The sequence below is a fragment of the Pseudomonas fluorescens genome (genome assembly GCF_040448305.1).
GTDB lineage: Bacteria > Pseudomonadota > Gammaproteobacteria > Pseudomonadales > Pseudomonadaceae > Aquipseudomonas > Aquipseudomonas fluorescens_BH.
Genome location: NZ_CP148752.1, coordinates 5,847,699 through 5,865,635, shown reverse-complemented (window position 1 = coordinate 5,865,635; position 17,937 = coordinate 5,847,699). Strand labels below are relative to the sequence as shown.

Genomic DNA, 17,937 nt, shown 5'->3' with positions numbered 1-17,937 from the left:
CGAAGGGCAGGCGAGCGGCGGTGTAGACTGAGTGCCTGTTGTTCTTCGCCTGGGAGGCGCGCGTAGCCATGATCGGTGCAGAGTTGCTGTCATCGCAAACCCTTGCGGTCGGCTGGCTGATCTATGTGCCGGTGTTGATCTGGGCGATCTGTCGCGCACCGTGGGTTGAACTGTTCACCGACAGCCGTCGTCAGCATCTGCTGTTTGGAACGGTGTTTGCGCTGTTTCTGTTGTGGCTGGTGCGGCGCGATTTTGATACTGGCGTGTCTTACCACTTCATCGGCATGACAGCGGTGACGCTACTGCTGGACTGGCCGCTGGCGCTGGTCGGCGGGTTGGTGGCGCAAACGGGGCTGGTGTTGCTCGGTCGGCAGGATCTGATGGCGGTCGGGATCAATGGCGCGCTGTTGATTGCGCTGCCGGTGCTGGTCACCGAGTGCTGCGCGATCCTGGTGGAGCGTGCTCAGCCGCGAAATCCCTTTGTGTATATCTTCGTTTCCGGATTTTTTGCGGCGGCGCTGTCGGCGTTGCTGTGCCTGCTGCTGGCGCTTTGGTTGTTATGGTTCGACGAGCGTTTTGCCATGCCGTACTGGCTGGAAGACTTTGTCGGATATCTGTGGCTGATCATTTTTCCCGAAGCGTTTATCAACGGCATGATCGTCAGTGCGCTGGTGGTGTTCTGCCCGGAGTGGCTGGAGACGTTCAACCGCACCCGCTACCTCTCGGCTCCCTGGAAGGACGACGATCCCAAGCCTTGATCCGGATCAAAGCCTGAAATCGCCGCGGTCGGAATCAATGACGCGGGTCGAAGTCACCGCTGAACATCTCGTCCTCGGCATCGGGAGCCACTGGAATCTTGTGCTCTTCGGACGCCCAGGCGCCCAGGTCGATCAGTTTGCAGCGGTCGGAGCAGAATGGCCGGAATTTGCTCTCGGCGGTCCATTCCACGGGGGCGCCACAGGTTGGGCATTCGACGGTTGTTGGTTGGCTCATGACTGGCCTCCACGCAAAGAAAGATAAAAGTGATGCAGGCGTTCGACCTCACTGTGCAGCCAGGCAAGGTCGCGGTCATTGACCACGACGTCGTCGGCATGGCTCACGCGATCCTGACGGCTGGACTGGGCCTTGAGGATCGCCTGGACTTGCTGCTCGCTGGTCTGGTCACGTTGCAGGGTACGTTCGATCTGCAATTGTTCGGGGGCATCGATCACTAGCACCCGTTGGGTCATGGTGTATTGCCCGGACTCGATCAGCAGCGGCGAAACCAGAATCGCATAAGGCGATTTTGCCAGCGCCAGGTGGTGAGCGATCTCCTCGCCGATCAGCGGATGCAGGAGCGCCTCCAGCCAGCGGCGCTCTTCAGGCACCTCGAAGATCAATTTGCGTAGTGCGGCGCGCTCCAGTTGCCCGTCGGCCTGCAACACGCCGGTGCCGAAGTGCTCGGCGATTTGCGCCAGTGCCGGGCGGCCGGGTTCCACTACCCAGCGAGCGGCATGATCGGCGTCGACCACATGCACGCCCAGATCGATGAAGTGTTGGGCGGCCGCACTTTTGCCGCTACCGATGCCGCCGGTCAGGCCGAGAATCCAGGGTTTTTCCACAGGGCTATTCATTTCAAACCGACAAACTGCCAATAGAGGTCGGTTATTTGACCACCCCAGAGCAACGCAATCCAGCCGGCAATGGCCAGATAGGGACCAAAAGGGATCGGCGTCGAGGTTTTTGCATTGCGCCAGCGCAGCAGGATCAGCCCGATAATGGCACCTACCAGCGAGGACAGCAGGATGGTCAGCGGCAAAATCTGCCAGCCACCCCAGGCACCCAGCATCGCCAGCAGCTTGAAATCACCGTAGCCCATGCCGTCCTTGCCCGTGATCAGCTTGAACAGCCAGAACACCGACCACAGCAGGCCGTAGCCGGCGATCGCCCCCCAAAGCGCCTCGTGCAACGACACGAACAGGCCGAAACTGTTGACGATCAACCCCAGCCATATCAACGGCAGCACCAGTACGTCCGGCAATATCTGATGTTCGGCGTCGATCAGGCTCATCGCCAGCAACCCCCAGCTCAGGACCAGTACCAGGGCGGCCGGCCAACCAAAGCCGAAGTGCCAGGCAACAAACGCCGACAGCAGCCCGCAGGCCAGTTCGGTCAACGGATAGCGCGGGCTGATCGCTGCCTTACAGGCTGAGCAGCGGCCGCGCAAAAACACATAACTGAGCAGCGGGATGTTTTCCCAGGCGCGGATTCGGTGACCGCAGTGCGGGCACTGGGAGTGGGGCAGCAACAGGTTGTAGGTCGGCAGCGGCGTTTCGCCAGGCAGCCCGAGAATGTCATGGGCCTGCTCACGCCAGTCGCGTTCGAGCATTTTCGGCAGGCGCCAGATCACGACATTGAGGAAACTGCCGACCAGCAGGCCGGTGATGCCTGCGAGAAGGACAAAGGCCAGCGCAGAGTGAATCAGGATTTCATTCAAGGGCATGTCAGATCGCTGAGCCAAGTTGGAAGATGGGCAGGTACATGGCAACTACCAGTCCACCGACGATAACACCCAGCACCACCATGATGAACGGCTCCATCAGGCTGGTGAGGTTATCGACCATATTATCGACGTTGTCTTCGTAGAACCCCGCGACTTTGTCGAGCATAGCGTCCAGGGTGCCTGACTCTTCGCCGATGGCGGTCATTTGTATCGCCATGTTCGGAAAGACGCCGCAGGTACGCATGGCGAAATGCAATTGCATGCCGGTCGAGATGTCCTGCCGGATGCGCAATACCGCGCGCTTGAACACGACATTGCCGGTCGCACCGGCCACTGATTCCAGGGCCTCCACCAGCGGCACGCCGGCAGCAAAAGTGGTCGACAGTGTACGGGCGAACCGGGCCACGGCGGACTTGTGCATCAGGGTGCCCACCAGCGGCAGTTTCAGCAGCCAGGTATCCATCCGGTCACGGAAGGCCGGGGATGTCCTGAGGGCGTGGCGCACGCCGAAGGCCGTGGTGACCAGCGCGCCAAGGACCACCCACCACCAGGCCTGCATGAATTGCGACAGGCCAATGACCATTACGGTGAAGGCCGGCAGTTCTGCACCAAAGCCTTTGAACACCGACTCGAACTGCGGCACGACATTGACCAGAAGAATCCCGGTGACAATTGCCGCGACGAACACCACGACCAGCGGGTAGGTCATGGCTTTCCTGATCCTGGCCTTGAGGCTTTCGCTTTTTTCCTTGTAGGTCGCGACCCGCTCCAAAAGGGTGTCGAGGGCACCGGCCTGCTCGCCGGCATCCACCAGGTTGCAATACAGCTCATCGAAATACCGGGGCTTCTTGCGCAGGGCGGCGGCGAAGCTGCTGCCTGCCGCAACTTCCTGTTTCAGTTCGTCCACCAGCTTGCGCATGGCCGGATTGTCGAAGCCCTCGCCGATGATGTCGAAGGACTGCAACAACGGCACCCCGGCCTTCATCATCGTCGCCATTTGCCGGGTGAACAGGGCAATGTCCTGGGCCTTGATGCGCTTGCCCATGTTGAACACCGAATGGTTTTTCTTGCGGACCTTGCCGGGACTGATGCCTTGCTTGCGCAGTTTCGCCTTGATCAGCGCCGGGTTTTGAGCGCTGAGTTCGCCGGTCACTTTTGTGCCTTTGCGGTCGATGCCTTCCCATGCATACACGCTGATTTTCGCTGCCTTGACCGCCATGTTCAGTCCTGGGTATTCCGATTGAATTGCTCTTATAGCCTAGTCAAGGGACGGGGCCAAACCCGCAAGGGTGAGGTGACAAAAAACGTCAGATAGTGCTGATCCTGGTAGTAGGCAAGGGCTGTGCGGCCACCACGCCCCCTGCCAACAGGGGCTTCTGGCCTTGGCACAGGCTGTGCTGCCATGGGGCAGGTCATGAGCCTTCGACTCATGCATGGAGCTTGTACATGAACAATCAGAAAGGTTTTACCCTGATCGAGTTGCTCGTCGTGGTGGCGATCATCGGGATCCTGGCAACACTGGGTCTGCCGATGTATTCCAAGTACCAGGCTCGGGCCAAGGTCACGGCGGCGCTGGCCGAACTGACTGCAATGAAGGTGCCGTTCGAGGATGTGATCAGCCAGGGGGAAACCCCGACAATTGCCAACGTGGCGCCCGCTGGCGAGACATCGACCAACCATTGCGCCCTGTCTGTGACGGCTACGACGCCGGCGGGAGCGGGATCAATCGTTTGTACGTTGCACAATGCCCCGGGGGTGGTCCAGGGAAAAACCGTCACCCTGACACGGGACGAAGACAAAGGCTGGTCATGTAAAAGCAGCGTTTCCAAGGATTACTTGCCAAAAGGGTGTTCCGGTTCTGCGGCATGAAGTGCTGAATCAAGTCCCCGCTTTTGCGGGGATTTTCCTGTTTGTCGACCCGTCGTCAAATGCCGCAGATAAAGCTCAGAAATTCAGCATCTTAGGAACTTTCCATAAACCCGCAACTTGCATGCAGTGTTCGTGCTTCTCGTGCATTTTGCATGATTCCGAAAATTGGCTGATTTTATAACTTGTTGATTAATAAGGTTTTTAACTCTGTTTAAAAGTTGGCATAGCGTTCGCAATATCCTTGGTAACCCTGCCGAAAAGACACCCGGCAGACTTTCCGAAAAACAGGAGTTACTCGTATGAAGAAGTTCGCTATCACTGCCGCTGCTGCTACCGCGCTGACCCTGACCATGGCCAACCCCGCGTTTGCTCAAACCACCCAGGCAACCCAGTCGCCAATGGTGCTGGCTGCCGGTGAAATGACCGAAGCGAAAGAAGCTACTTCCGATACCTGGATCACCACCAAAGTCAAAGCTGACCTGATGACCGAAAAAGGCATTCCAGGTACCGACATCAAGGTTGAAACCAACAAAGGCGTGGTATCGCTGTCGTCGACCACCGCCGTGACCGATTCGCAAAAAGAAATGGCTGTGGCCATCGCCAAGAAGATCAAAGGCGTCAAGGCGGTCTCCGCTGACGGCCTCAAAGCCGAGTAAGGCAAGACTTCTCGCCTGGACCGGGGCCAAACGAATGTTGGCCACCACAGACCCCGCGCATTTTTGCCGGGGCCTGCTCTATATGCAGCGCTTAAAATCATTGTGGGAGCGGGCTTGCTCCCACATTGGCTAGTGCTAATCAATTGCCGCGTTTGCTGGTGATCTGTTTCAGCCGATTACCTTCGAACCGCAAGTATTGATACATCCCGCCATTCGGTCCGTAGGTCCATTCCTCGACTTGAAACTCTTCGCGCCGATCTGCACTGCGTTTGTAACCCAGCAGGTCGCGACTGACCGGTTCACCGCATTTCTGCAAAACCTCACTCGAGCGATCGCCGACGCTGATCAACTGGCTGCCACAGCGCAGGGTATCGGCCGCCCAGGCCTGACTGGCGGAGAGCGCCAGGATCAGGCCAGTCAGCTGCCGCCGCATCATCACTCGGCATCCAGATGCATCGGCGTCACCACGCGGCCGTCGCTTTGCGCCTCGCCCAGATTGGCGTCGATGAAATACACCCGGTCATCTTCCAGCTGGGCCTTGTCGACCAGGTAATCCTTGATGCTGCTGGCGCGTTCCTGGCCCAGTTGACGCAACAGCACGTCGCTGGAACTCCAGAACTTGATCACCTCGGCACGCATTTTCGCGGTGCGCTCTTCCTTGCCCAGGTCCTTCCATTCGGCAGGGGGCTGGGTTTTCAGGCGGGTGCGGTAGATACCTTCGAGCAGCGGGCCTTTTTCCCCGTCCGGCACTTCCAGCAACGAAGCCTGGGCCGGGACCTTGTCACCGCGGCGCTGGAGCATTTTGTAGTAGTTGTACTGGTACTCACGCTCCAGGCGTTGTTCGGCGATCAGCGGGCCATCGCTGCTCTGGGCGGCGGTGCCTTCGATTTCCAGGCGCAGGGCCGGACGTTCCTTGAGCGCCTTGGACAGTTTGTCCAGGGCGCCTTCGGCGTCCTTGCCCAATTCACTGGAACCGGCTGCGAATGAAACGCTGCCCAGGTCTTCCGAGCCGCCACCGTTGACCAGCCCGCCAATGAGTTTGAACGGTGCTGCCGCGGTTTTGACGATCAGGTTGCGCAGGGTCTGCCAGATAATCGGCATGACGCTGAACTGAGGGTTGTTCAGGTCGCCGCTGACCGGCAGTTCGATGGAGATCTTGCCGTCGACGTCCTTGAGCAAGGCAATCGCCAGTTTCAGCGGCAAGCTCACGGCATCCGGGCTGTCGACTTTTTCACCCAGCTGCAGTTGTTCGACCACCACTTTGTTTTCAGCTTTGAGCTGACCCTTGGTGATCTGGTAGTGCAGGTCGAGATTGAGCCGGCCCTTGCGGATACGGTAGCCGGCGAACTTGCCGGAGTAGGGCGTCAGTGTGGTCAGTTCCACGCGTTTGAAGCTGGTGGCGATGTCGAGGCTGGCCATCGGGTCGAACGGATTGACCGAACCCTTGATGGTCACAGGCGCGTAGCGATCGACCTTGCCCTTGACGTCGACACCGGCCGGTTTCGGCTGGCGGCTGTCGATGGTGCCGATCTGCCCATTGAGTTGCTGGATGGCGGTGGCGAAGTTCGGGGTCAGGCTGAAGTCGGCGAAGTTGGCCGAACCGTCATTGATGAAAATGCCGCCGATGTGGATGCCCAGCGGTTTTTCGTTGCTGGCCGGTTTGCTCGCCGCCGGTTTTGCCCCGGAGTCCACCGGTTGCGGAATCAGCAGGTCATCGATGTTGGTGGTGCGATCATCGTTGATCATGAAGCGCGCATAGGGCTGGAACAGGTTGATCTTGTCGATCGACAGGCTGTCCCCATGCTGATAGTTCAGGCCTTCGACCACGACCTGTTGCCACTTGAGGAAGTCGCGGGTTTTCAGGGTGTCCAGGGTATGCAACTGATCGACCTGGGCGCGGCCTGTAACGTTGAACGCCAGAGGCTCAGTGCTTTTCAGGTCGACCGCCAGATCGCTGCCGAGCATGCCGCTGCGCAGTTCCAGGCGAATGAACGGCGTGATGTAGGACTGGGCAACCCGCAGGTCGATGTCCTTGGTCTGTACCTTCAGCCTGGCGCTGACCGGGGCCAGGTTGACCTCGCCGTCGGCCATGATCCTGCCTTGCTTGCCCACGCCGGTATCGAGCTTGAGGGTAAAGGGGGAACCGTTGAGGCTGTCGAAGTTTTGCAGGTCGAGGTTCAGCGGAGCCAGATCCAGGGCGACGGCAGGCTGTGCCTTGCGGTCAGCCAGATGCACCTGGTAATCGCGCAACTGCACATCCTTGAGCAACACCTGCCAGGGTTTGTCTGGGGCGGCCGGTTCAGGTTTCGGTGAGTCTGCCGCCGCCGGAGTGCTGGCCGGTTCGGCATCCGCCTTGGCTTTGGCAGCGGGTTTTGACGGTTGGCTGGCGAACAGTTTCTGCCAGTCGAGTTGGCCGTCCGATTCCAGCGCGGCCCAGGTTTCCAGTTTGTGGCTGCGGATCTTGCCGACCACCACTTGCTGCTTGGCCAGGTCCACGGTGGTTTCGCTGACGTCCAGGCGCTCGAGCCTCACCAGCGGCCGGCCATCCGGGGCCTTGATCGCGAAGGGTGCAATGTTGACCGCTACATTGCTCAGCAGCAGCTCGGTTTCCTTGGCCAGGCTGAATTTGTAGTCGGTACTGATGCTCATGACGCCGTTTTCGAGGTCCAGTGGCACGGCGTCGCGCACATAGGGCCAAAAGGCTTTCATCTTGCCATCAGTGATTTTCAGCTTACCTTCGGAAGCGATCGGGATCAGGCTGAAGTTGCCGGTCCAGTCGATCTGTCCGCCATTGGGGCCGACGGCCACCAAGGTCATGTCGGCACTGTCATCGGGCAGGGTGCTGAGGTTCTTCAGCTCGAAATCGAGTGTGTCGTATACAAACTCGATGGGCTCGCTGGGCCGGGCATCTTCAAAGTGCACGGCGCCGCCCGCCAGTTTGATTCGCTCGATGCGCAGCGGAAACGGCTTGGCATCCGGGTCGGCGGGTGTGGGTTCGTTCGCTGGCAGTTTGAACAGCCCCAGCAGATTGAGTTTGCCATCCTTGCTGAACAGGATTTCGGTCTTGGCCTTGTCCAGTTCGACATCGGACAGGTGCACCGCCTTGGTCCACAGGCTGTCGAGTTGCAGATTGGCATACAGGCGTTCGAAACCGACCTGCTCCTTACCGGGCTCGCCGATGTTCAAGCCCCAAAGGGTCAGTTCAAGGCTGAACGGATTGAATTCGATCCGCTGGATCGTGGCGGGTGTGGTGGCGTAGTTGGCCAGTTGCTGGTTGGCAACGCGCAGCGCGACACCCGGTAAAATCAGAAAACCCAGCAAGCTGTAGAGGGCCAGAGCAGTCAACAAGGCGCCGATGGCGCGAATCAATCCTTTGTACATGTGCGGCTTCATCTGTCTGGATCGGAGTGCCTTGGAGTATGGCACGCGTTTCCGGTTCCCAAGTGATTGGACTGATCAGGAAGTTTCAGATTTCTCCCACAGCGGTCAGAGCTGCAGAATCAGGGTTTTCAGCGGTGGTTGCTGATCCATCGACGGGAAGTCGGCGCCCGGTTTCATCACGCTCCACTCACGCACCGGCCGCCCGGCCTTCTCTGCGCAACGCAAAACCTGCTCGCGCCAGTCGTCCATGCTGACTTTCGCCAGGTTGTTGCAGCAGATCAGCACGCCGTTGTCGGCGGTGGTCAGCAGGGCCGGTTTGAGCAGGCTCTGGTAGTCGCGCAGCAGGTCGACGGTGCCGAATGCGCTCTTGGCCCAGGCCGGTGGATCGAGCAGTACCAGATCGTACTGGCGCTGTTCCAGGCGCGGATAGCTCGGCAGTTTTTGCCCGCGGCGCTGGCTGATCGGCAGGCCGGCCAGTTGGCGAATGGCCGGGAAGTAGTCGGACTGGATAAATTCCATGGTCGGCAACTGCGGGTTGAGTTGGCCGTTCTCCCGACCGACCGCCAGATTGCCTTCGGCGAAGTCCAGGTTGCACACCTCGCGCGCACCACCGGCGGCGGCACTGAGGCCGACACCACAGGTGTAGGCGAACAGGTTCAGTACGCTTTTGTTCTTGCTGTGATCCTTGACCCAGCCGCGGGTGTTGCGCAGGTCGAGGAACAGCAGCGGGTCTTGTCCGGCATGGCGACCCCGTACCCGATAGTTCAGGCCCCATTCGTGGCCGACCAGGTCTTGCAGGGCGGCTTCGTCGGCGCGGTAGACAATGTCTTCGCGATCGATGCGCGAATTGCCACGGGAGCGGTCGTTGTAGACCAGCAGGGTGTCAAAACCCAGGTGTTGATTGATCGCTTCGTGCAGTTGCAGCAGCGTCTCGCGCTCCAGCGGCTGGTGGAAACTCTGCACCAGCAATTGCGGGCCGTAGCGGTCGATGGTCAGGCCCCCGGCGCCCTCCTGGCTGCCGTGGAACAGGCGATAGCAATCGGTACCCTGGCTGTGCAACTCCACCAGCAGATCCTGGCGACGTTCGAGGGCGGCGCGCAGCGCCTGATTCAAGGAAGACATGCTGGGCGCCTTGCAGGAGGGAATTGGGCGCGGGAGTTTAACAGTTTTGGCACGGGACCGAGGTGCTGCCTTCGCGAGCAAGTCGAGTCGTCGCACCGCCGCTCCCACATCGGATTTTCTGTGAACATAAAACTCGAGTTCGACATAGATCCAATGTGGGAGCGGCGGTGCGACGACTCGACTTGCTCGCGAAGCTTTTGATCTTTGTTCTTTCTAAGGAATCCCCATCCGCCGCTTGGCCCGCTGCACCGACCCATTACGCACCGCCCAGCGCAGCATCGGCGCACTGCGATTGACGCTGGCGCGGATCAGCTTGCGTTGCAGCGGATTCTGGCTGACACCGAGCATATCGCTGGCCCAGTCCGGCAGCAGGTCGATCCCGGCCTGCATCATCAAACCACCGAAAGGCTTGGCCAAGCGGCTGGGGGAGGGGGCGTTCAGCAACAGGCGCAGGACTTCTCGGCTGCGTTCGTCGCACAGCAAATGTGGACGCATGCGCTCAAGGTAGTCGGCAATTTCCTGCCGCGAACGGGGCACATCCCGGGCCCCGAGGCGCTCGGCAACCAAGGCAATTTCGGCGTAATAGCGATCCTGATCGACCTGCGACAGGTGCGGATTGCGATAGCGCAAATGTGCGGTGAGGAAGTTGCTGACTTCCGCTACGTGCACCCACGTCAGCAATTCGGGGTCGCTGGCGGCGTAGGCGCGTCCGTCCGGTGCCGTGCCGGTGATCTGCAAATGGATGGTGCGGACTTTTTCGATCAGCCAGTCGGCATCCTGTCGAGAACCGAAGGTGGTGCCGGAGATGAACTGCCCGGTGCGACGCAAGCGGCCGAGCATGTCTTCACGGAAATTCGAATGGTCCCAGACCCCGGCCAATGCCAGAGGATGCAGGGCTTGCAGCATCAGGGCACTGATGCCACCGATCAGCATGCTGCTGAAATCGCCATGGACTTGCCAGCTCACCGAGTCCGGCCCGAACAGGCCGGGGTCGCCCTTGGGGTTTTCCAGATCGAGTTTGCCCAGGGACAAACCGGTCAGGCTCATGATCTGGGTTTCGATGCGGGTGCGGATGAATTCCATGGTGAACCTGTAGGAGCGAGCTTGCTCGCGATGGACGTTAACGATTACGCGTGTTTCCTGAATGTACGCGGCGCGTCGGAGTTCATCGCGAGCGATCGAGCGTCGACCGGCTGCTCCTACAGTGCGCAGTCCGTTACTGGTTCAGGCGTTTGTCGATCAGGCCCTGCACCACACTCGGGTCAGCCAGGGTCGAAGTATCACCCAGGCTGTCCAGTTCGTTGCAGGCGATCTTGCGCAGAATGCGCCGCATGATCTTGCCTGAGCGGGTTTTCGGCAAGGCCGGGGCCCACTGGATCAAGTCCGGCTTAGCGAAACTGCCAATTTCCTGGCTGACGAGGGCCAGCAATTCTTTCTTCAGTTCATCGTTGGTTTCGGCGCCGTTCATGGGCGTGACGAAGACGTAGATGCCCTGGCCCTTGATGTCGTGGGGGTAACCGACCGCAGCGGCCTCGGCGATGCTCTGGTGTAGCACCAGGGCGCTTTCCACTTCGGCGGTGCCGATACGGTGGCCGGATACGTTGATCACATCGTCGATGCGCCCGGTGATCCAGTAGTCGCCATCTTCATCGCGCCGCGCGCCGTCACCGGTGAAGTAGTAGCCGGGGTAGGGCTTGAAGTAGGTGTCGACCATGCGTTGCGGGTCGCGATAAACGCTGCGGATCTGCGCCGGCCAGCTGGACTTTATGGCCAGTACGCCGCTGCCGGCACCTTTGATTTCCCTGCCTTGCTCGTCGAGCAGCACCGGTTGTACGCCGAACATCGGTTGTGTCGCACAACCAGGCTTGATCCGCTGGGCACTGACCAGCGGGCTGAGCATGATGCCGCCGGTTTCGGTCTGCCACCAGGTATCGACGATCGGGCAACGCTCTTCGCCGACTGCATGGAAATACCATTCCCAGGCTTCCGGGTTGATCGGCTCGCCGACCGTGCCGAGTAGCCTGATGCTGGCGCGGGATGTTTGCTTCAACGGTTCGGGGCCTTCGCGCATCAGTGCGCGCAGGGCCGTCGGGGCGGTGTAGAAAATGTTCACTTTGTGCTTGTCGATCACCTGCCAGAAGCGCGAGGTGCTCGGGTAGCTCGGCACACCTTCGAAGATCAGCGTGGTCGCGCCGTTGGCCAGCGGACCGTAGACGATGTAGCTGTGGCCAGTGACCCAGCCGACGTCGGCGGTGCACCAGAAGACTTCGCCATCGCGGTAGTCCAGCACGTACTTGAAGGTCATCGCTGCTTGCAGCAGGTAGCCACCGGTGGTGTGCAGCACGCCTTTGGGTTTGCCGGTGCTGCCGGAGGTATAGAGGATGAACAGCGGGTCTTCGGCGTCCATCGGCTCGGGCGGACAATCGGCGCTGGCTTCGCTCAGGGCCTGCTGGTACTTGATGTCCCGTCCTTCGACCCGGTTCACCTGCCCCTTGGTGCGCTCGACCACCAGCACGGTGCTCACGTCAGGGCAGCTTCGCAGCGCCTTGTCGACGTTCTGCTTGAGTGGCACGACCTTGCCGCCGCGCACGCCTTCGTCCGCGGTAATCACTGTGCGGCACTCGGCGTCGAGAATGCGGTCACGCAACGAGTCCGGGGAGAAGCCGCCGAACACCACCGAGTGCACCGCGCCGATGCGGGTACAGGCCAGCATGGCGTAGGCCGCCTCGGGAATCATCGGCAGGTAGATGCACACGCGGTCGCCTTTTTTCACGCCACGGCTTTTTAGTACATTGGCCAGGCGGCAGACGTTTTCATGCAGTTTTTTGTAGGTGATCGATGTCGAGTCGGCAGGGTCGTCGCCTTCCCAGATGATGGCAACCTGATCGCCGCGTTTCTCCAGGTGCCGATCGATGCAGTTGTAGCTGACGTTCAATTGCGCGCCGGCAAACCAGCTGGCTTCACCGGTTTTCAGGTTGTAGCGCTGGACGGTTTCCCAAGGCGCGCTCCAGTCGAGAAAACGCGTGGCTTGTTCGGCCCAGAAGGTGCTGGGGTGTTCGACGGATTGGCGGTACATGCGCTGATAGTCGTCTTGACTCAATTGTGCAGCCCGGCGGACGGCATCGGCTTTGGGGAACGTGCTGATATCGAACATGACGGTTCCTTATTCTTGTTTTGCGACAAAGATAAAGATGCGCCGAGTAGTCAAAGGGTTCAAGTCAGTCGCCAATCGGCATGGAGACAGGCTCACCGCAGAATGAGAGAACACCATAAACCACTGTGGGAGCGAGCTTGCTCGCGATGAGGGCATGGCGGTCAACATGGTTGTCGACTGACAGTCCGTAATCGCGAGCAAGCTCGCTCCCACAGGGAATTGTTTTTGCCCACAGGATTCGGGTTGATCCAAAGCCCGTGGGTGGTGCTGTCAAATCACCCGCGGTGACGACCACGGAAGTAATTGATCAGCCCTTGTGTCGAGGCGTCCTCGGCCGGGGTTTCTTCGCTGCCGACCAGGCGGTTGTAGACGCCTTTGCCCAGCTCTTTGCCCAGCTCCACACCCCACTGGTCGAAGGCATTGATGCCCCAGATCACGCTTTGCACGAAGACTTTGTGTTCGTACATCGCCACCAGAGCGCCGAGGCGACGCGGGCTGATGCGTTCGACCACCAGGGTGTTGCTCGGACGGTTGCCCGGGATCACCTTGTGCGGCGCGAGCTTTTGCACATCGTCTTCGCTCATGCCTTTGTCGCGCAGTTCGGCTTCAGCCTCAGGCAGGGTCTTGCCGAGCATCAGCGCCTGGCTCTGCGACAGACAGTTGGCGTACAGCCACTGGTGGTGGTCGGACACCGGGTTGAAGCTGACGATCGGCACGATGAAGTCGGCCGGGATCAGTTGGGTGCCCTGGTGCAGCAACTGGTGGTAGGCGTGTTGACCGTTGCAGCCGACGCCGCCCCAGATCACCGGCCCGGTGTCGGTGGACACTGGCTTGCCGTCCTGGCGCACGCTCTTGCCGTTGGATTCCATGTCCAGCTGTTGCAGGTGCTTGGTGATGTTACGCAGGTAGTGATCGTACGGCAGGATCGCGTGGCTTTGCGCGCCCCAGAAGTTGCCGTACCACACCCCGAGCAAGGCCAGCAGCACTGGCATGTTCTGTTCGAACGGTGCGCTCTGGAAGTGCTGGTCCATGGTGTAGGCACCGGACAGCAACTCCTTGAAGTTGGACATGCCGATGGCCAGGGCAATCGGCAAACCGATGGCCGACCACAGCGAGTAGCGCCCGCCAACCCAGTCCCACATCGGGAAGATGTTCTCTTCACGGATGCCGAACGCTACCGCGGCGGCGTTGTTGCTCGAAACCGCGATGAAGTGGCGATATAGCTCGGCTTCCGAACCACCCTGGGCCAGATACCAGGCACGGGCAGCCTGGGCGTTCTTCAGGGTTTCGAGGGTGTTGAAGGATTTCGACGAGACGATGAACAGCGTGGTCTCGGCGCGCAGCTTCATGGTCAGTTCGTGGAACTCGCTGCCGTCGATGTTCGCCAGGTAATGGCAACGCACGCCTTTCTGGGCGTAGGACAACAGCGCTTCGGACACCAGCTCAGGGCCGAGGAACGAGCCGCCGATGCCGATGTTCACCACGTCGGTGATCGGCTTCTCGGTGTAACCGCGCCACAGACCATCGTGGATACGGCCGACGAGGTCGGTGATCTGGTTCAGCACCTTGTGCACTTCGGGCATCACGTTGACGCCGTTGACCGACAGCTTGTCGCCAACCGGGCGGCGCAGGGCCGTGTGCAGGGCCGGACGGCCTTCGGAAGAGTTGACGATTTCGCCGTCGAACAGCGACTTGATCGCGCCCTTGAGGTCGACTTCGTTGGCCAGGCCCACCAGCAGATTGCGGGTCTCGGCGTTGATCAGGTTTTTCGAATAGTCGAGAAACAGGCCGCAGCTGCTGAGGGTGAATTGAGTAAAACGCTGCGGGTCGGCATTGAAGGCTTCGCGCATGCTGAAATCCTGCATGGCTTGGCGGTGGTCATTCAACGCTTGCCAGGCAGGCAGAGCGGTAACGTCGTGAGGAGTGCGGTAATACGCCATCGCTGCGGGTTTCCTTATTACTTGAACGGCCTTTTGAACACTAAAAATCCCGGAGCGCTGTGGGTGGGCGTCCCGGTCAACTGCGTCGACACGATTTCATGGCGCAGGGCGGATACAGTAAACCCCGCGCAATGATCTGTCTTGACTTTGTCTGACCTGTTTCCGGTACTTTTTTAACACCAAAGTTAGGAACGGTCCGACAAACGGAAGAGACAGGACTCGGATCAGGCGACCTGGACCGGAATGGCGTTGCTGGTGTGGCTCAATTCATTGCCCGGTGCCATGTAGAGCATGCGCGGCTTGAAGTTGAGCAGTTCGGCTTCGCTGTAATGAGCGTAAGCGCAGATGATCACGCGATCGCCAACCTTGGCCTTGTGCGCGGCGGCGCCGTTGACCGAGATCATGCGCGAACCTTCTTCACCACGGATGGCGTAGGTGGTGAAGCGCTCGCCGTTGTCGACGTTGTAGATCTGGATCTGTTCGTACTCACGAATGCCGGACAGGTCCAGCCATTCACCGTCGATGGCGCAGGAGCCTTCGTAATCGAGTACAGCGTGGGTGACTTCGGCGCGATGCAGCTTGGCTTTGAGCATGATGGCGTGCATGAGTATTTCCCAGGTCGGAATCGAACGGCGGGCAGTTTGCCCGAAGGGTTTGTGGGCGGCAATACGGCTTGGAAACCGGCGCAGATCCCCTTGTGGGAGCGAGCCTGCTCGCGATGGCGGTGTATCAGTCAAAATTGTTGTGACTGAACAACCGCTATCGCGAGCAGGCTCGCTCCCACAGGGGAATTGTGTTGGCTAGACGGGCGCGTCGAGATTCAGATGCAGGTTGTCGATCAACCGCGTCGTACCGAGGAACGCCGCCACCAGAATCACCAGGTCACGATCCTGCGCCGTCGCCGGGCGCAAGGTCAGGGCATGGCGGATTTCCAGATAGTCAGGACGCAGGCCGGCTGTTTCGAGCTGTTTGATCAGCGTGCCGATCAGCGCCGGGTAGTCGCGTTCACCCTGCTTGATCGCCTCGCCGATCGCTTTCAGCGTGCGGTAGACAACCGGTGCCACAGCGCGTTGCTCTTCGCTGAGGAAACCGTTGCGCGACGACAGTGCCAGGCCATCGGTTGCGCGAACAGTGGGCTCACCGATGATCTGGATCGGCATGTTCAGGTCATGAACCAGTGCGCGTATCACCGCCAGTTGCTGGAAGTCTTTCTCGCCGAAAATCGCCAGGTCCGGCTGGACCATGTTGAACAGCTTGCTGACCACCGTCGCCACGCCTTCGAAGTGACCCGGACGGCTGGCGCCGCACAGGCCTTCGGACAATTGCGGGACACTGACGCGGGTCTGGCCGGCCATGCCGTCGGGATACATCTCCTCAACAGTGGGGGCAAACAGCAGATGGCAACCGGCCTGGAGCAGCTTTTCCTGGTCGGCGGCGAGGGTGCGCGGGTACTTGTCGAGGTCTTCGCCAGCACCGAATTGCAGCGGGTTGACGAAAACGCTAGCGACCACGAAGTCCGCCCGTTGGGAGGCTTTGGTCACCAACGCCACGTGGCCGCTGTGCAGGTTGCCCATGGTCGGCACAAAGGCGATGCGCTTGCCTTCGCCACGGGCACGGGCCACGGCGGCCCGCAGTTCGCGTACGGTTTTTACGGTGTTCATGCAGAAAATCCGTGTTCGATCCCAGGGAAAGTTGCCGCTTTGACTTCAGTCACGTAGGCATTCAATGCAGCTTCAATGCTGGTCTGGCCAGTCATGAAGTTTTTCACGAATTTTGGCACGCGGCCGGTAATGGACAGCCCCAGCATGTCGTGCAGAACCAGCACCTGGCCATCGGTGCGATTGCCGGCGCCAATACCAATCACCGGGATCTTCACCGCCTGGGTGATTTCCTCCGCCAGTTCGCTCGGGACGCACTCGAGCAGCAGCATTGCCGCGCCAGCCTGTTCCAGGGCAATCGCGTCGGCACGCATCTGCCGCGCCTGGTTTTCATTGCGACCCTGGACCTTGTAGCCGCCAAGGATGTTCACCGATTGCGGCGTCAGGCCCATGTGCGCGCAGACAGGGATGCCGCGCTCGGCCAGCAGGCGGATCGAATCGGCCAGCCACAACGCCCCTTCAACCTTGACCATGTGCGCGCCGGCCTGCATCAACAGGGCGCTGTTGACCATGGCTTGCTCGGTGGTGGCGTAGGCCATGAAAGGCAGGTCGGCGAGGATCAGGGCATCGCTGTTACCGCGTTTGACGGCGGCCACGTGATAAGCCATTTCTGCGGTGGTGACAGGCAAGGTGCTGTCGTGGCCCTGCAAAACCATGCCGAGGGAGTCGCCCACCAGCAGCACTTCGACGCCGGCCTGGTTGCAGGCGTGGGCGAAGGTCGCGTCGTAGCAGGTCAGCATGGTGATTTTTTCACCTTTTTGCTTCAGACCTTGCAGGGTGGTCAGGGTGATGGCTGGCATGAAAAGTTCCTCATTCAGGCGCTGTGGAAACTACTGCGAGTAACGCGCGTGATTCTTCGTTGAATACAGGCGCACGCTCTTTCGTCGTGCTTTTAAGGCCTGGATTGCGCCCTTGAACGCCGTGTTGGCGGCAGCGGGACGCCTATAGTCGTGAGGAGAACGAGGGAAGTCAATTGCGTGTGTTACCGCATTGTTACGGGTGGGGTGTTACCGGGGTAACTGATGCGATTCAGCAGGTTTGTTCGATTCGGCGGTTGGCTGCACTTTTGTGTTCGCCACAACCAATGTGGGAGCGAGCCTGCTCGCGATGGCGGTGTGTCAGTCCATATCAATATTGAATGTACTCCCGCTATCGCGAGCAGGCTCGCTCCCACAGGGGATCTTCGTCAAATCTGGGGGAGGCGTTCCAGGCCGACGAACGGGCATGCCTTGAGCAGTTCGGCCAAGATCCGGCCATCGGCCAGGCGCAGATCCGCAGGTGCCAGTTCCGCCAGCGGATACAGCACGAAGGCCCTTTCCTGCATGTGGTAATGGGGAACCTTGAGGCGCGGTTCGTCGATCAGCCGATCACCGAACAGCAAGATGTCGAGGTCCAGCGTGCGCGGCCCCCAACGCTCAAGGCGCTCACGACCCTGGCCGTTTTCGATAGCCTGCAAGGCATCGAGCAAATCCAGCGGCGCCAGCGTGCTGTCGAGAGCGGCCACCGCATTGGTGTAGCGCGGTTGTCCGGGTAGCAGCGAGTCGCTTTGATAAAACGCAGAAACCCCAACCAGCTCCGTTTGCGGCAACTGCGCCAGCGCCTCGACGGCGCTGCGCAATTGGTCGGCGGGGTCAGCCAGATTGCTGCCCATGCCGATGTAGATGCGTTCCATGGA

17 protein-coding genes are annotated in these 17,937 nt (G+C 60.1%); 3 read left to right on the top strand and 14 right to left on the bottom strand.

Going from position 1 to position 17,937, the window contains the following annotated elements; genetic code table 11:
- The first annotated feature begins 68 nt into the window (after positions 1-68).
- Entirely contained in the window at positions 69-758 is a 690-nt protein-coding gene (locus WHX55_RS26685; RefSeq protein WP_150727090.1) for an energy-coupling factor ABC transporter permease, read from the top strand.
- Between the two features lie 34 nt (positions 759-792).
- Here WHX55_RS26685 and yacG read toward each other — a convergent pair whose 3' ends face one another.
- From yacG to WHX55_RS26665, 4 genes are read right to left on the bottom strand one after another with little or no spacing between them, the layout of a single operon-like run.
- Positions 793-993: a DNA gyrase inhibitor YacG gene (yacG, locus tag WHX55_RS26680; protein WP_007970539.1), complete on the bottom strand. Its 201-nt coding sequence runs from the start codon at positions 991-993 to the stop codon at positions 793-795.
- Positions 990-1,613, bottom strand: coding sequence for a dephospho-CoA kinase (gene coaE, locus WHX55_RS26675; protein WP_353741596.1), 624 nt, complete (start codon positions 1,611-1,613; stop codon positions 990-992). Before coaE ends, yacG begins: the two co-directional genes overlap by 4 nt.
- On the bottom strand, positions 1,610-2,482 hold the full coding sequence (locus WHX55_RS26670) for an A24 family peptidase (protein ID WP_353741595.1): 873 nt from the start codon (positions 2,480-2,482) through the stop codon (positions 1,610-1,612). Before WHX55_RS26670 ends, coaE begins: the two co-directional genes overlap by 4 nt.
- Before the next feature lies 1 nt (position 2,483).
- A complete protein-coding gene (locus tag WHX55_RS26665) occupies positions 2,484-3,701 on the bottom strand; it encodes a type II secretion system F family protein (RefSeq protein ID WP_151214145.1) in 1,218 nt (405 codons plus the stop codon).
- A 227-nt stretch (positions 3,702-3,928) separates the two neighbouring features.
- Here WHX55_RS26665 and WHX55_RS26660 point away from each other — a divergent pair, with 227 nt between their 5' ends.
- Both WHX55_RS26660 and WHX55_RS26655 read left to right on the top strand, forming a co-directional pair.
- A complete protein-coding gene (locus WHX55_RS26660; protein WP_150757730.1) occupies positions 3,929-4,351 on the top strand; it encodes a pilin in 423 nt (140 codons plus the stop codon).
- Positions 4,352-4,650: 299 nt separating this feature from the next.
- A complete protein-coding gene (locus WHX55_RS26655; RefSeq protein WP_150757729.1) occupies positions 4,651-5,007 on the top strand; it encodes a BON domain-containing protein in 357 nt (118 codons plus the stop codon).
- A 139-nt stretch (positions 5,008-5,146) separates the two neighbouring features.
- Here the strand turns inward: WHX55_RS26655 and WHX55_RS26650 are convergent, their stop codons facing one another.
- From WHX55_RS26650 to folK, 10 genes are all read right to left on the bottom strand, one after another.
- A complete protein-coding gene (locus WHX55_RS26650; RefSeq protein ID WP_223446861.1) occupies positions 5,147-5,443 on the bottom strand; it encodes a DUF2845 domain-containing protein in 297 nt (98 codons plus the stop codon).
- Positions 5,443-8,400: a DUF748 domain-containing protein gene (locus tag WHX55_RS26645; RefSeq protein ID WP_150727062.1), complete on the bottom strand. Its 2,958-nt coding sequence runs from the start codon at positions 8,398-8,400 to the stop codon at positions 5,443-5,445. Before WHX55_RS26645 ends, WHX55_RS26650 begins: the two co-directional genes overlap by 1 nt.
- Positions 8,401-8,493: 93 nt before the next feature.
- Positions 8,494-9,510, bottom strand: a complete 1,017-nt coding sequence (locus tag WHX55_RS26640) for a class I SAM-dependent methyltransferase (RefSeq protein ID WP_150757727.1) — start codon at positions 9,508-9,510, stop codon at positions 8,494-8,496.
- A gap of 213 nt (positions 9,511-9,723) precedes the next feature.
- Positions 9,724-10,593: an oxygenase MpaB family protein gene (locus WHX55_RS26635; RefSeq protein WP_151214140.1), complete on the bottom strand. Its 870-nt coding sequence runs from the start codon at positions 10,591-10,593 to the stop codon at positions 9,724-9,726.
- Between the two features lie 133 nt (positions 10,594-10,726).
- The gene (acs, locus tag WHX55_RS26630; RefSeq protein WP_353741594.1) at positions 10,727-12,664 is read right to left on the bottom strand and encodes an acetate--CoA ligase; all 1,938 of its coding nucleotides are present in this window, start codon (positions 12,662-12,664) and stop codon (positions 10,727-10,729) included.
- Between the two features lie 275 nt (positions 12,665-12,939).
- A complete protein-coding gene (pgi, locus tag WHX55_RS26625; protein ID WP_008050169.1) occupies positions 12,940-14,604 on the bottom strand; it encodes a glucose-6-phosphate isomerase in 1,665 nt (554 codons plus the stop codon).
- A 224-nt stretch (positions 14,605-14,828) separates the two neighbouring features.
- Positions 14,829-15,209, bottom strand: coding sequence for an aspartate 1-decarboxylase (gene panD, locus WHX55_RS26620; RefSeq protein WP_003228271.1), 381 nt, complete (start codon positions 15,207-15,209; stop codon positions 14,829-14,831).
- A gap of 195 nt (positions 15,210-15,404) precedes the next feature.
- Positions 15,405-16,265: a pantoate--beta-alanine ligase gene (gene panC / locus WHX55_RS26615; RefSeq protein WP_353741593.1), complete on the bottom strand. Its 861-nt coding sequence runs from the start codon at positions 16,263-16,265 to the stop codon at positions 15,405-15,407.
- The gene (gene panB / locus WHX55_RS26610) at positions 16,262-17,062 is read right to left on the bottom strand and encodes a 3-methyl-2-oxobutanoate hydroxymethyltransferase (RefSeq protein WP_150727069.1); all 801 of its coding nucleotides are present in this window, start codon (positions 17,060-17,062) and stop codon (positions 16,262-16,264) included. The genes panC and panB overlap by 4 nt, the downstream gene beginning before the upstream one ends.
- Before the next feature lie 386 nt (positions 17,063-17,448).
- Positions 17,449-17,934, bottom strand: coding sequence for a 2-amino-4-hydroxy-6-hydroxymethyldihydropteridine diphosphokinase (folK, locus tag WHX55_RS26605; protein ID WP_353741592.1), 486 nt, complete (start codon positions 17,932-17,934; stop codon positions 17,449-17,451).
- Between the last annotated feature and the right edge of the window lie 3 nt (positions 17,935-17,937).